The sequence below is a fragment of the Paenibacillus sp. W2I17 genome (assembly GCF_030815985.1).
In the GTDB taxonomy this organism is placed as follows: Bacteria; Bacillota; Bacilli; order Paenibacillales; family Paenibacillaceae; genus Paenibacillus.
In genome coordinates this window covers 6606901-6621795 of sequence record NZ_JAUSXM010000001.1, presented here as the reverse complement: position 1 = coordinate 6621795, position 14895 = coordinate 6606901, and the positions used below count along the sequence as shown (strand labels likewise).

The window sequence follows — 14895 nt, the reverse complement described above, 5'->3', positions numbered from 1 at the left end:
AAAGATTGATGCAAAATAATGGGGGAAACCGTGATGTATACACCAAGTGTTGAGGGAATTATTGAAGCTGCGGTTAAAAAACGGGACCAAATGAACGCAAGCCTGCCACGTTATATGGTTGCTGCCTTGATGGCTGGTGCCTATGTAGGGCTTGGCATCGTTCTGATCTTCAGTATTGGTGCTCCGCTCCTTGCAGCTCAGTCACCACTGCAAACCATGTTGATGGGCATGTCCTTCGGACTCGCGCTCACGCTGGTCATCTTTGCCGGATCGGAACTTTTTACAGGTAACAATATGTTCTTTACCATGAGTACACTGGCAGGCCGAACCACAGTGAACGATACGCTGAAGAACTGGGGGCTCGTCTTTGTTGGTAACCTGCTCGGCGCAATTCTATTAAGTCTACTCATTGTCGGTAGCGGCCTGTTCAAAATGGCTACGCCGGAACATCTGTTATTCGTTGTCTCTGCCAAAAAGATGGCGGCGCCCGTGTCTGAGTTGTTCTTCCGAGGCATTCTCTGTAACTGGCTCGTCTGTCTGGCGATCTGGATGGCAGCTCGCTCCAAAGAAGATATCGCCAAACTTGTCCTTATCTGGTGGTGTCTGTACGCATTTATCGCAAGTGGTTATGAGCACAGTGTTGCCAATATGACTTTGCTGTCTTTATCCTGGCTGCTGCCAAACCACCCGGATACAATCACAATGGCAGGCTGGTTCCATAACATGATTCCGGTAACGCTTGGTAATATTATCGGCGGTGCCCTCTTTGTTGGAATGGCGTACTGGTATACTTCTCCGGTACGAAAAAAGGCATAATAGTTGACCTATTGCACTTATCTACGTTAGGTAGCATAACATTTGCACAGATGAAGCCACGATGGATGACGAACTCACGTTCAGTCACCCATCGTGGCTTTCTGGCTTCATTTTACATTCAATGTATACATCGTTAATCCGTGGTTAATATAACTGAAGTATAGTCAGTGTATACGCCCACCTAACTTGTAAAGGATGATCTCTTCTTATGGGAATTCATACGTACTTCAGATCACTGAATGATCTTGAACGCATTATTCGGACCCCTGGCAAATTCAAGTTCGAAGAACATTGTGTATCCGCCCATTCCTGGAAAGTGGTTCAGTACGCCAAAACGTTGGCCGATATTGAAGAACAGCAAGGCGTAAGCATTGATTGGAAAAAGTTATACGAGATTACCAGCAGTCATGACTATGGCGAAATCTTCATCGGTGATATCAAGACCCCGGTCAAACATTATTCACTGGAGCTGCGTTCGATGCTGCAAAAGGTGGAAGAAGGCATGGTTGAACATTTTATTAATGAAAATATTCCTGAAGAGTTCCAGCCTATTTTCCGCAGACAGCTGCGTGAGGGCAAAGACCAATCGGTTGAAGGACTGATTCTCGAAGTCGCAGACAAGATGGATCAAGTATATGAAGCCTTTGCTGAGCTCCAACGTGGCAATACGGAGAAAGAATTTATCGTTATGTACCGTTATGCCTTGGTCAAAATCAAAAATATCGACCTCCACTGTGTACAGTATTTCCTGGAACAGATTCTCCCCGACATGATCGAAGAAGGTATCCGCTCCCCGTTTGATATTCGCAAAATAACCGAAGAAGCTCTGGCCCAGTGATTAGCTCAAGTCAACATGGTTCTCATCATCCATGGACAGGGCTTTTTTTCGTTCCTGCAATTGCAGTCGGTACTCGCTAGGGTATATGCCCGTTTTGTTTTTGAAGATCCGGCTGAAATAGTGGGAATCACTATACCCTACCGCTCCACCAATGGTCTTGATATCCATATTCTCGTGAGTGATGAGCATACGCTTCGCTTCATTAATCCGCAGACCTGTCATATATTTCAGTGGAGTCTCCCCCGTCACCTTCTTGAAGCACTTTCCCAGATAGTCCACACTAAAATGCATCTGTCCCGCCATGTCTTGGAGTGTAATCTCATGCATGTAATTCTGCTTCAAATACAACTTAACAGCCTCTGCGATATCCTCCGGCTTCACCTGCTCATCCAGCACGGCACTGACATGGGCAAGCGAATCCACAGCGCTCCCAAGCTTCAATTCCATCGCATCCAGCAGTGTCCGAAGCTGATCTTCCGATAATGGTTTGAGCAGATAGTCCTCCACCTTATAACTGATCGCCTGCCGTGCATATTCGAATTCATGATAACCACTCAGAATGACAATTTTCACATGCGGATAGGCAAAATACAGATGTTTGGCGAGTTCCAATCCATTCATTACCGGCATCTGTATATCAGTTACAACCAGATCAGGTACGGAATGTTCAATGAGCTGTAACGCTTCCTGACCGTTCCTCGCTTCACCAATCACCTCGAACCGGGTATCCAGCTCTCTGAATTTGCGCGAGACATTCCGGCGAATCAAGGCTTCATCTTCCACAATAATCGTTCTATATTTGATTGTCATGGGTTCAGTCATGCTCCTTTCGAATGGAACCTCCTATAGTAATCTGGACACCGCCGGAAGGCTTGTTCGTAATCTGCATGTGGGCTGCTGTGCCATACCATAATTTCAATCGGACCCATATATTCTTGAGTCCCATGCCGTTAATTTCGAGGTCAGGCATTCGCTCCCACTCCTGTGACTGTTCGATGTAATGCATGATCTTGGCAAGTGCCTCGGGTTCCATGCCAGGCCCGTTGTCTTCCACGTGGATCATCCAAGTCTCCTGTACCGCATCCATCTCTCCAGTAATGTTCAGTCTCCATGGAGGGGTATCATCCAGTCCATATTTCATGGCATTTTCGAGTAGTGGTTGTATCATCAGCATCGGAACCTGGATATACTTCATCTCTTCCGGAATATGAAACTCGTAGTGCAGATCATCCTCAAACCTAATCTTCATACACTCCAGATATCGCTCACAATAATCCAATTCTTGAGACAGGGGAACCCCATTCTTTCCCGGAGTAGAAATATAACGCAGCATAGACGCAATATTGGCGCAGAACGCGACAATCTGCTCATTCATACCTTCTTCCGCCATAATGCTAATATTTGTGATGTTGTTATAGAGAAAATGCGGATTCATCTGGGATTGCAGCGCCAGTAATCTCGCTTCTGTCTCCTGAGATTTCATCGCCAGCCTATCCTGAAACGATTGCACAAGCTGTTGATTCAACCGGATAAACGTATCATTCAGCTCATCCATCTCCCGGATAGAACCGGGATGCTCCAGCTTGAACAACTGACCGGATTCCTGTCCCGATACCAGATCATTCTCACCCGTTTTCTGAATAATGCGCTGCAAACGATGTAGCGGCAAAGTAACCCGTTTGGAGATCAGATACGAGAGAACCAGAATCAGCACGAGAGTAGCTAACGTGGCACCGATAAACATCACAGCCATCCGGTTGAGACTCGCGAAAAGGGACTGTTTGGACTGCATGACAATAACGGTCCATCCCGTCTCCTGTGACGTCATGTACGTCATCATTTGTTTGGACTGACTCAAAGGATCGGTAATCTCCTGCATCGTATCAGGCGGAAATGAAAGACTTTGAATCAAGTCCACATCATCGAAATGGCCTGCTTGAGAAACATCGGCATCCGAAGAAAGTGGATACAACCGGGTATTTTGTTCATCCACTACATAGATCCGAAGATCGTCGTTATTTGTCTGCAATTCATTCAAATGCTGAAACAGGGTTCCGGCATCCTGCAAAATCTCAACGACACCCTGGCTGACATAATTGCCATCTTTGTATACACGGGTAAGCGAAATGTAAGGTTGATCTGATTTTCCCTCGCCGGTCGGCATGGGCAAGGCTCCGCCCTCTAACAATTGGATCACTCGCCAGCCACTCCGCTCCCAGGTTTCCTTGTACCACGGTCGCTGAGTCAGGTCTACCGACAGTTGACCGTTGAATGCACCCGCTCCCAACATCTTGCCATTCACGTCATAGATATTGGCCTGCTTGGCTGTATTGGAGCTGCTGATGATCGCGAGAATGACATCAATTAGTGTGGTTGTATCCTTATACAATGCCGGGTCACTCGTCATTGTCTGCTCGCTATCCTCCGCTGGTGCCAAGTAGTGACTGAAGTGTTCTTTGACCAGATTGGAATACACAATATTCATGGAGAAGTTGTTCATTTTCACCACTTCCTGATCCAAGTTACTGACGATCGATACCCCCAGTTGTCTCTGCTGCTCTTCACTTCGATGACGGATGTCACTGGCAAGAAAAACATACAGGAGTCCTGCCACGATGAGCGAAAAAATAATGAATACCGCAGAGTAATAGGCAAACAGACTTTGCTGAAGCGTTCCAAATCGATACCGCAATCCCCACACACCTCGTCCTATGATGATATCTGTCACACCATTCGAAAATGTCCACCCAACAGAACGCTTTTGTCTATTGAGCACATCCCTTGTTCACAGTAAAGTTATCCACATAAGAATACGCTTACATTAAGCATTTCGGCAAGTGACAATTTTCTTTATATTCCGGGAGGTTCAATGATGAGAAAACGATTTCTATTTTCACTTGCAAGTGTGCTCCTGCTCTCCACTCTGCTGCTTGCCGGGTGCAACTCAGGTAAAAGTATGGAAGGTTCGGGTAAGGTTACACTCACGTTTGGAACAAGCCAATCGGGTATTCCGCGTACAGGCATCATGCAGACAATGGCCAAGGAATATGAGCAGGAGACGGGTGTCAAAATTGACTTCCAGGTCGTCCCTGACGCACAGTGGCGTGACCTGATCAAGGTGAAGCTGGCCTCTGGCGAAGCACCTGACATTTTCAATGTCGATGTGGACCCACTGAGCATGCCGGCTAACGTAAGACCGGAGGAAAATGCCATTGACCTGACCAATGAGGAATTCACAGGTCGGATGTCTGAAGAGATTTTGCCAACCGTCAGTCACAATGACAAGGTGTACGGGGTTTCTTTTGCGCCAACGAAAATCTGGTATGTGTACTATAACAAACGTATCTTCCAAGAGCTCGGCATAGAGCCTCCTACATCCTATGCCGAATTCAAGGCAATCAGCCAGAAAATTAAGGATAAAGACATTATTCCGTTCTATCAAGCACCTGCCAGCGGGTGGTATCAGGTTCTGCCTTTGTTCGAAACGGGACCTAACTATGAGCAAACAACAGCAGGAACCTACGAGAAATTAAACAACAATGAGATGAAAGTAGCTGATATGACGCAACTCAAGACGGTCATTGAACAATTGAAGGAATTTGCGGATCTCGGTTATTTCGGCAAAGACTTCTTGTCCAATACCGTTGAAGCGGGAATTGAAGCGTTTGGTCAGGAGAAAGCGGCTATGCTGCTACGGGTGCCAGGTACGGAAAAGGAAGTTTCCGAAGCGTATCCGGAAATGCAAGACAATATGGGATTCTTCGTCATGCCGTGGGGAGATAATCAGACGATTGGTGTGAATCCTGGCGGTTCAGCTGCGATGTTTGGTAACAAAAACAGTAAACATCCTGAAGAAGTGCTGAAATTCTTCCGCTGGATTACCGAGCATGATCATCTGCAACGTGTGTTCGATGAAGGTGAAGGCAATCTGACGATCTGCTGGCCGGAAATCGAACCAAAGCTGACACAGGACTATATTGATTATGAGAAAAATCATGAAAAAGGTACGGTCATGCAGGCCGCTGTGAAATATATTGATCCACAATGGATGGATATTGGCAAAGACTTGTCAGGCATGTTCGCCGGTGCAATGACACCGGATCAGATTCTGCAAAATATTGATAAACGTCGTGCTGAACAAGCCAAAGTGCTGAAAGATGAGAAGTGGCAGTAACAGCGCATATTTCAGATAAATATAAACGCTGAACAACGTTACATGCAGCGGGCGTTTGCCCGCTCATGTATTTTGGCAGGAAGGAAAGGTGTTACCGGTTATGAATGCAAACAAAATCTATCCCTGGTATTTCTCATCTGGAGCGATTGTATTATATCTGCTGTTCATCGTTGCTCCCGCCCTGCTGGGCATCTATTATTCCTTCACCGACTGGAACAGCTATAGTTCGGAGAAGAACTTTATCGGTCTGGAGCATTTCCGTACCATTCTGGCGGGTGATCCGACCTATCTGCTTTTTATCAAAAACACAGTCCTGTTCACCCTCGTTACCTCCATCGCCAAGACCGTTCTGGGCTTGTTCCTCGCTCTGCTGTTGGTCAGCGGTGTAAAGGCCGCGAATCTGCACCGGATGATCATCTTCTCCCCACAGGTGCTGTCGTTCCTGATTGTTGGGCTTGTGTTCAAAAGTCTGCTCGACCCAAACAACGGGTTCGTTAACGTAACCCTGCGTTCATTAGGGCTGGATGTTCTCGCCCAGAACTGGCTGGGCTCCCTAACCTGGGCCATGCCATCCATCATGGCAGTGGACACGTGGAAAGGCATGGGGTACATCATGGTGCTGTTCATCGCCGGACTGCTCGCCATCCCCCGGGATTATTACGAGGCAGCGTCCATTGACGGCGCCGGGTTTGGGCAGAAGCTGTTCCGGATCACGATTCCGATGCTGATGCCTACGATTACCATTGCCACGGTGCTCAATATTACGTATGGATTACGGGTATTCGATGCCGTATACGTGCTGACCAATGGTGGACCTGGTAACGCGACGGATGTGATTAACACGGCGGTCTATTCCTCTTTTGCCAAAGGATATTGGGGACTGGGGAGTGCGCTATCTACCATTCTGTTTGTCATCATGGCGATCATCTCCTTTTTCATCATTCGTTTGATGAACCGAAAGGTGGAATACTGACATGCGATTGAGAAAAAGATTGGCTTCGATCGGGTTAAATGCACTCGCCTGGCTGCTTAGCCTGGTGGTCTTGATTCCTTTTGTCGTCATTGTACTGAATTCATTCAAGTCCGACGCCGAGGCCAAAGTGCTAAAATTGACGCTGCCCGAGAAGTTTATCTTCGAAAATTACAAAATTGTCTATGAACAGGGACATTTGGGCGGTTCTTTTTTCAACAGTCTGCTGCATTCCGGGGCTTCTTCTCTGCTACTGGTGTTTGTTGTGGCCTTCTCGGCCTTCACGTTATCCCGCAACCATTCGAAGCTCAGCAAGTTTCTGTACTTTTTCCTGATTCTCGGTATCACACTGCCGCTCAACTACATTCCACTGATGGAAGTCATGAAGTCGATGGGTATGATTAATTCACATGTCGGCATGATTCTGCTCTACACGGCCATGGGGATTCCGATCTCGCTGTTCATTACGTATGCGTTTGTGTCTAACATCCCGAAGGAGCTGGATGAAGCCGCGATCATGGACGGATGTAATGGGATCAAGCTGTTCCTGAGAATCATTGTACCTTTGTTAACCTCAGTGCTGGTAACGGTATTTGTTCTTAATTTCCTGAGTGTCTGGAATGAGTTTACTGCCCCACTCTATATGCTAAATACAGTGGAGATGTGGCCGATGACGCTGGCTGTATATAACTTCTTCGGACAATTCAGTGCCCAGTGGAATCTGGTTAGTGCCGATATCGTGCTCACATCATTGCCTGTGTTGATTGTGTTCCTCATAGGGCAAAAGTATATTGTGGGAGGACTAACTTCAGGAGCAGTTAAAGGGTAAGCTCCACTGACAATCCAAATACCCAAACACTCTTGTCTAAGTACATCTTCTGACTCCTCAGCACAAAAAAGCCCTTGTCTGCTCATCGTGTGAATACTTCTTCGTACAGAAGAAGTATCACACGCTGCTGCGGACAAGGGCTTACGCTGTTGGATTCGAATTAATCGTGCGCCAACCCGCCAACATCGGATGGGGCCGCTATATCTGGGCTCTGCTCCAGAGATTTGATCATTTTCAAGCGGGATGTGATTATTGCGATCAGAATAACAAACAGACCCGCGATGATAAACAGAAAGGCAATACCTCTGCCTGGCCCAGTTCCAATAATTTGACCAACAGACGAAGCCAGTGCTCCCCCCTCCATCAGCAACGGATTAAATACATGGTCGGCCAGAAATCCAGCCAAACTGTACGCAATAATAAACCCGAGTTGTGACAGAATACCAATGATTCCCCATACCCTGCCCTGCTTATCGTTGGCGATATTGTTTCGCACCAGCACATCTGCGCTCATATTGACAAACGGCAGCGATGACAGGAACAGAAAACCTGCGAAGATAATAAAATAAATGTTGGTGGATATCCCCAGAAGCGAAAAGGACAAACCGCACAAAATCAGACCCATCACAAGTACACTTGCATATCTCTTTGTTATTGTAAATATGCCGATGCACAAGCTGCTAATCAGCATGCCGATGGCGCTAACAGACTGAAACGTTCCAAGTGTCTTTGCATCCGTGAATGACAGAAGCATCGGACCAATGAGTGTCTCCAGGAATCCCAGATAAAAGGTGACAAGTGAAATAATCACCACCAGCAACAGTACTCCCTTGTTGGTTACAACTTCTCTCCAGCCCTCTTGAATATCGGTGATCCAGTTTTTTCCTTCTCGATCCTCACGCTCCACCTTCATGCTCTTCCGAATAACCAGCACAGCCAGAATGGCAACCAGGAATGTCAGAATATTAATGACCAGAATGACTTCAATGGTTGTTATACTAAGCAGAATGCCCGCAATGATGGGTGAAAACAGGAACTTCGAGGATTCAGCCAGTTGTACAAGACCGCTTCCTTTTGAGAATTGATCCTTATCCAGCAGGTCCGTAGCAGAGGCCTTATATGCCGGGCTCTGCAACGCGGAAAACACCGAACTAAAGGCCACTCCCACATAGATATGCCATAATTGGATATCTCCTGTGAGCATAATGGACAGAATGAAAATCAAACCGGCTGCCGACCCCAGGTCGCCGATAATCATCATCGTTCGACGGTCGAATCGGTCTGCCAGTACCCCTCCAATAGGTCGAAGCAGGATATTCGGCAGAAACGTGAATAAGGTAATCAATGCAACACTTGTTGCCGTATTCGTTTTTTCGAAGGCATACACCCCCAAGGAGAAGGCTGTAAGTCCAATCCCAATCATGGAGATGAGCTGACCGAACCACACTACCAGAAACTTTTTAAATGATTTTTGAACGGTATGTTCCATAGATGACACTCCTTTCTCGGTTAACCTTGATTCGGAAAATAAAGGCGAGTGACGTAGGCGAAGCTTCCTTGTTCTGCTCCCAGCACACGTTCCATAATATGTGTGAATGCTTCAACCTTTTTTTGGAGTTCTTCCTCCTCCCATTGAAAGATGCCTCGATCCAGCAAAAATTGTGACGATACGAGCAGGAACTCGATGGATTCCTTTGGGTTAGGTGTATGAAATACCCCCTCCTGAATGCCCTGCTCTACCACCTCGGCCAAGATGGGACTTAATCGAATTACCGTCTCTACAAGACTCTTTTGGTGCATCTCCACATTATGAACACTGTGCAATTGCTCGATGAGATCATGTTTTCTGCCATCAGGCTGATTCTGCGCCATCATGATGCGAAAAATTTTGTCATGGGCGTTCAGTTTGGGGTCGGACACCACGTGCCTGGCCGATGCCTCCCCGCTCAGAATAAAACGCATAACGATGGCGTTCATAACCTCTTCCTTGGACTGAAAATAATAATAAAATGTACCCTTGGCAATGTTGCACGCCTGAAGGATATCCATGACCGTAGCTTTGGTGTACCCCTTTGTTATGAACAGAATCTCGGCGGCATCCAAAATCTCGTTCCTGCGTTCTTCCGGGTTTTTTATCAGTCTCATATCCTGGCCTCCGATACGTTCGACCGACTGTCGGTCTATTGTAATCATGGAGTTCTTTTTTTAGAACCCCATTTCAGTCAACCATTGCGCCAAATGGCTTTCCCTTGTTTTCAGATCCTGACGCTCTCTTGCATATTTTCCAATATTTCTGTCTGCAACCAGCTTACCGTCCATCATAAACAGTACACGTTCCGATCTGGCAGCGACTTTCACATCATGGGTCACCAGCAGAATGGTTGTACCCGTTGCATTAATATCGCCCAGAATATCCATTATTTCATACGTTGATTTGGAATTCAGCGCCCCCGTTGGTTCATCGCCGAATAAAATATCTGGATTATTAATCAGCGCACGGCAGATGGCAATCCGTTGAAGCTGTCCGCCTGAGGCTTGGGTGATGTTATGCCCAGCCAGCTCATCAATCCCCATTTTTTTCATTAATGACATCGCCCGTGTATTAATCGTTTCTCTGCTGCTATTCTTGGCCAGATACGCGGAAAGTACGATATTGTCTAACAGATTCAGATTTTTGAGCAGATGAATATTTTGAAAGATGAACCCCATTTTGGTCAAACGTAGACTTGCCAGATCCCTCTCCTCAAATGCCGATATTTTTTTGCCATTAAAATAGACACTTCCAGCACTAATCTGATCCATACCACTTATGTTGTACAGCAAGGTAGACTTGCCTGAGCCAGATGGCCCCATGATGGATACAAATTCTCCCTTTTTTAATTGAAGGTTGATATCTTTTAAGATGTTATGTTCTTCATTCTCGCCGATCGCTACGGATTTATTCACGTCTTTAGCCTCAAGTATAGTTGTCATCGTTGATCCTCCCTATTCGACAATCATTTTGGATATGCTCGTTTCCTTGATCGATTGGATGCTAATCCATGCTGTTAGTACAATCGTGCCTGCAAGTAACAATGGACACAAAATATATGCCTGTAACGGGTTAACAACAAAAACAATATTGGAAGCACCAAACGTCGACATAATGGCACTAACCAGCAACGGACCCAGCGTATTGGACAATATCGTTCCAGTAACAACCCCTAAGATTAATATGACAAGTGACATCACGACATACTTGAACTTGATTTTAGACAAGGCAAACCCAAGGCTTCTCAGTACAGCAATGTCGTTGTTGTCCTTGGCTACTAACATCTGAAGGAACAGTGCTGTAATTAAAATAGATATGAAGACACCGATGACCAAGGCCAGCATCGTCACCAATTTCAATTGTTGAATGGTTCCGCCTAACGTCTGATCCAGATAACCTTGAAGATCGGTTACTTTGGCTGGCGAGAAAGCCGCCTCATATTCAGCAATTTTGGTAGCCATGTCCCCGCGATTATTCAGATCCAAACTGACCACGTACCACAACACACTATCCTTGTTGTAGGGCAATAAGGCCTTCGCCGTTTTCCCACCATTTGTAACGTCCTGGTATATTCCGCTGACCGTCATCATCTGGTCCTTGCCATTAACCAACAAGGTAAGCTGCTCACCAGTCTTCAGGCGCAGCTCGCTACTGTTTGCATCAGATAACGCAATTTCATTCTCAGTTGTTGGCGCATTACCGCTAACATAAGACAATGGGAAAATACTGAAATCCCCAGTTTCCACACTCAGATTGTCGTAACTTCCTTCCGCATTTTTAATCTTGAACTGGCTTGTTACCAATGGGGAATACGTTTTGATGTCTTTATCATTTTGGATCTGAGCAACCAGATTGTCATAACGCTGCTCCACATCATCTGTGTGCCTCAAGTCAATGCGAATATCACTTTGTCCAACACCCATATAAGAAATAAAACTTGGCGCCTGCAAAGTGTTCAGGAAGTTGACCGGCACAATCATGATAAATGAACTGACTACAAAGACAAATAACAATAATCGGAACATCTTGATTCGCTGTATGACTTCCTTCAGACCAAGAAAGACAGGTACGGAAGACCAGCGATTGCGGGACAAACTAAGCCGGTTTCGAATGATCTGTGTATCGCCCAGGCTTCCGGTACGGAGAGCATCCACCGCGGAGATGGAACGAAAACGCCGCAGTACCGTTCGACAGAACAGAACAACCATGGCAAATATTATTCCAGCGGCTAATAACGGAATCGCGAAATGCAACAGGGTTGCAGGTGCTTTTCCCATGTACAACATGATGTTGGAAACAAATAATCTGTTAACGCCAAGTGATGCAATGTAACCAAGCACGGATGCAAATCCCGCCATAAATACATACTTCATCAGATACAGTCTCTTAATATCCTTCTCTGCGATTCCAATCGCTTTCATGACACTAATCTCACGGTAATCCTCTTCGATGGTCGCAAGCATCGTGAATCGGATGCAAAGCATCGCAATCAGAATCAGCACAAGACTGACCAGAATAATAACGGCTGCAATAACTCCGTCGGTCATGGCATTCAGTACCTGGAACAGCCCATAGGTTACGACTGGACCCGCGTTGGGAAGTCCGGCATTTTGGTAAGCCTGGGTAAATTCACTCGTCAGTCCGGGATCCGTCAACCGGAATTCGATGAGATACTCCATCTCTCCGATGCTCTGCTTCAGTTCCTGCAAATTCCCTGCACTCACAATAAAACGTTTGGAGTGTACAACCGATGGATTCATCTGAGCATCACGGACAAAATCAACGATGGTGTAAGAACGCTCAAATTGACCATTATCGATCCGAACCTGGTCGCCCACGCTCAATTTTTTTTGCTGCATGTAATATACCGGAACCGCGATCTCGCCATCGTTCACCTGAATAATCTCACTGTCCAGATTCAACAAATAGTCGAAACCCTGATTCTGTGTAACAAAGTCAATGTCCATAACGCTGTTCTTTTCGGACTCTGCTCCGAGAAACAGATTAGAGCCGTCAATGTTGACCATTTCCACAATCTGATGCTGCTGGACCATGGCATTTTCTTCAGCCCATGTGTTCACTTTGGCTTGATCGATCTCTCCGGCATGCATTTGCACAAAGTGTGGTGTTTTGGATTCAGAAAATAGATATTGAATGGAACTCGTCAGTTCCATAATCATTCGTGACCCCGAAGATACCAGCAAGGCGGCCAACAGTACAAAAATAAACAACGCAGCCGTAATCCCTTTTTTTCTCGTTATATCGTTTCTCAGCATTCGTAGCAGCATAAACGAACATGGCTCCTCTCATCTACAAGTTGTTCCTATTTATCTGGAGTCATAAAGCTTGTCAGACAATGCGCCACCGTTGAAGGTTGATGCATCATGAACATATGAGCACCCTCTTTGATGGTTTGAAGCTTCATGGATGTGCCAAAATATCGGCCCCATCTCAACGCGGATTGAAGGGTAACAGTACGATCCCGTTCTCCCCACAGATACAATACCGGCAATGAGAGCGGCTCATATTCAAGCGTTGCTGCAGATTCCAGCATCCTGAAATCCGCCCGGATGACGGGCAGAAAATAATTCAATAATTCTTTTTCATGTATCAGTTCTTGCGGGAGAGCTTCATAGGAAAACAGATGATCAATCAGATTTTCGTCTGACATCCGATCATAATTCTGCATCCCGCATTCGTCAGGCGTGTTGCAGGCAGATAACACAAGCCGTAGCGTTTTAGCTACATCTGGACGTTCCTGACATAAGCGTTGCGCAACGAAGTAGGCTGTAATCCCTCCCAGACTATGTCCAAATAACAGACTGCCGGGCTGTATAACATCCAGCAGCTTGCTGGTATACAGTTCTACGAGTTGCTGCATATGCTCCAGGGGAGTTTCGGTGTTCAGACCATGACCCGGGGGCGTAAACGCCCAAATTTCCGTGTCAGGAAGGTACGGCACTAGGGGCTGAAAACTGTTGGAGTTGCCACCGAGATAAGGAAAACAGACCATTTGTCTGTTTCCCTCCCCCTTTTGTAACTGCTCCAAATAGATCGGTTCCATCACTTATCCACCACCATAACCAGGCTTACTTTCTTTCCAGAACATATGCAGGGAATGTCTGAAGTGAAGTATCCACATTTTTACGCTTGAAGATGACATGTATGACAATAGCCGATATTGCAAAAAAGAAGAATTGCATAATTTGAACTTGCGGATTAAAGTAGTACAAATCAATTTGACTTCCTGTAGCTACAAGCCAGAATGCAAGCAGATAAAACAGAAGTGTACCTTTGGTTGCATTGAAGATATAACTTTGGAACACGATAAATGCCATAAGCTGAACAACGTAGTATATGTAAGTGGTTGAGGTGCCAAAAGAGGAAATCAAGTATCCCGGAAGCACCCATAATCCGAACAACAGGCCGGTAATCAGACCACTTGTTATATTATTTTTTAACTTCCCTTGCAAGAATGGAAGCAAAAATCCAATCCAGCCAAACAGCCCACCAATCAGCCCCGTCTCCTTGATCAGATTCACAATCCCCAACCAGATCATTTCAGGTACACTATATGTCAGTTCAGGGACCGGTATGCCGAATAACAAGGAACCAAAGTGCATTGTTGAGGCAAAGATGATGGAAATTCCAATAATGAGCGGTATCCAGAACAGGTCCTGTCTGCGCGGAACCAGCTTCATAAACATTCCTTTTAATGCTTCCGTTCCGCCCATCACATAACATGTAATTAATCCAGCAATGGAAGGTGAATACAGAGCAACGATCGCAAGTGGATGCATCAAGGTTAACTCACCTGTTATGGGTACAATAAAATCCGCAAAGAACATGAATAAACTTGCGATTCCATAACATGTGCCAAAGGAAATTCCCAAAAACAAATACATATATTTGTTGGACGGGCTGGTTGCCGGACTTGTGACTGGACGAATGGATGCCTGATTAGCTGTAATCATAGTGCCGCCTCCTTCTCAGTCAACTTTCTCTCAATAAGATCATGCAAACGGTTAATCGTGCAGAAATTAGCCAAATCCAGATCTTCATTTGCTATCTCAATCTGGAATCTACGCTCTACAAAGTCCACCAAACGCATCGCAAAGAGCGAATTGACGAACCGCTGCTCAAAATAATTGTCATTATCATTAATTTGAGTGTCCTCATGATCCATGGTGAGGTTGTTCCCGATAAACTCCCGAATTTCCTGACGATAATCCACTGC

General features: G+C 45.9%; 14 protein-coding genes. 5 read left to right on the top strand and 9 right to left on the bottom strand.

The window, feature by feature from the left end; translation table 11 throughout:
• Positions 1-33: 33 nt before the first annotated feature.
• On the top strand, positions 34-816 hold the full coding sequence (locus tag QF041_RS29415; RefSeq protein WP_307416675.1) for a formate/nitrite transporter family protein: 783 nt from the start codon (positions 34-36) through the stop codon (positions 814-816).
• Positions 817-1024: 208 nt separating this feature from the next.
• Positions 1025-1654, top strand: a complete 630-nt coding sequence (locus QF041_RS29410) for a YfbR-like 5'-deoxynucleotidase (protein WP_221821926.1) — start codon at positions 1025-1027, stop codon at positions 1652-1654.
• Here the strand turns inward: QF041_RS29410 and QF041_RS29405 are convergent, their stop codons facing one another.
• Together QF041_RS29405 and QF041_RS29400 are read right to left on the bottom strand one after the other, a co-directional pair.
• A complete protein-coding gene (locus QF041_RS29405) occupies positions 1655-2464 on the bottom strand; it encodes a response regulator transcription factor (protein WP_307416674.1) in 810 nt (269 codons plus the stop codon).
• A gap of 4 nt (positions 2465-2468) precedes the next feature.
• The gene (locus tag QF041_RS29400; RefSeq protein ID WP_307417082.1) at positions 2469-4355 is read right to left on the bottom strand and encodes a cache domain-containing sensor histidine kinase; all 1887 of its coding nucleotides are present in this window, start codon (positions 4353-4355) and stop codon (positions 2469-2471) included.
• A 168-nt stretch (positions 4356-4523) separates the two neighbouring features.
• Between QF041_RS29400 and QF041_RS29395 the strand changes: the two genes are divergently transcribed.
• From QF041_RS29395 to QF041_RS29385, 3 genes are all read left to right on the top strand, one after another.
• Positions 4524-5828 (top strand): ABC transporter substrate-binding protein, encoded by a 1305-nt coding sequence (locus QF041_RS29395; protein WP_307416672.1) that lies wholly within the window; start codon positions 4524-4526, stop codon positions 5826-5828.
• Between the two features lie 100 nt (positions 5829-5928).
• On the top strand, positions 5929-6801 hold the full coding sequence (locus QF041_RS29390) for a carbohydrate ABC transporter permease (protein ID WP_091028318.1): 873 nt from the start codon (positions 5929-5931) through the stop codon (positions 6799-6801).
• Between the two features lies 1 nt (position 6802).
• Positions 6803-7627: a carbohydrate ABC transporter permease gene (locus QF041_RS29385; RefSeq protein WP_133385583.1), complete on the top strand. Its 825-nt coding sequence runs from the start codon at positions 6803-6805 to the stop codon at positions 7625-7627.
• Between the two features lie 160 nt (positions 7628-7787).
• Here QF041_RS29385 and QF041_RS29380 read toward each other — a convergent pair whose 3' ends face one another.
• Genes QF041_RS29380 through QF041_RS29350 form a run of 7 tightly spaced genes read right to left on the bottom strand, consistent with a single transcriptional unit; the run spans position 7788 to position 14892 of the window.
• Positions 7788-9116, bottom strand: a complete 1329-nt coding sequence (locus QF041_RS29380) for an MFS transporter (RefSeq protein WP_036615192.1) — start codon at positions 9114-9116, stop codon at positions 7788-7790.
• Between the two features lie 20 nt (positions 9117-9136).
• On the bottom strand, positions 9137-9772 hold the full coding sequence (locus tag QF041_RS29375) for a TetR/AcrR family transcriptional regulator (RefSeq protein WP_036615194.1): 636 nt from the start codon (positions 9770-9772) through the stop codon (positions 9137-9139).
• A gap of 60 nt (positions 9773-9832) precedes the next feature.
• A complete protein-coding gene (locus QF041_RS29370; RefSeq protein WP_047843824.1) occupies positions 9833-10600 on the bottom strand; it encodes an ABC transporter ATP-binding protein in 768 nt (255 codons plus the stop codon).
• Between the two features lie 12 nt (positions 10601-10612).
• Entirely contained in the window at positions 10613-12946 is a 2334-nt protein-coding gene (locus QF041_RS29365; protein WP_307416670.1) for an ABC transporter permease, read from the bottom strand.
• Positions 12947-12981: 35 nt separating this feature from the next.
• Complete coding sequence (locus tag QF041_RS29360; RefSeq protein WP_036615200.1) at positions 12982-13722, bottom strand: thioesterase II family protein; 741 nt, start codon at positions 13720-13722, stop codon at positions 12982-12984.
• A 25-nt stretch (positions 13723-13747) separates the two neighbouring features.
• Positions 13748-14632, bottom strand: a complete 885-nt coding sequence (locus QF041_RS29355) for a hypothetical protein (protein WP_179086485.1) — start codon at positions 14630-14632, stop codon at positions 13748-13750.
• Positions 14629-14892, bottom strand: a complete 264-nt coding sequence (locus tag QF041_RS29350) for an acyl carrier protein (RefSeq protein ID WP_017687156.1) — start codon at positions 14890-14892, stop codon at positions 14629-14631. The genes QF041_RS29355 and QF041_RS29350 overlap by 4 nt, the downstream gene beginning before the upstream one ends.
• Positions 14893-14895 lie beyond the last annotated feature (3 nt).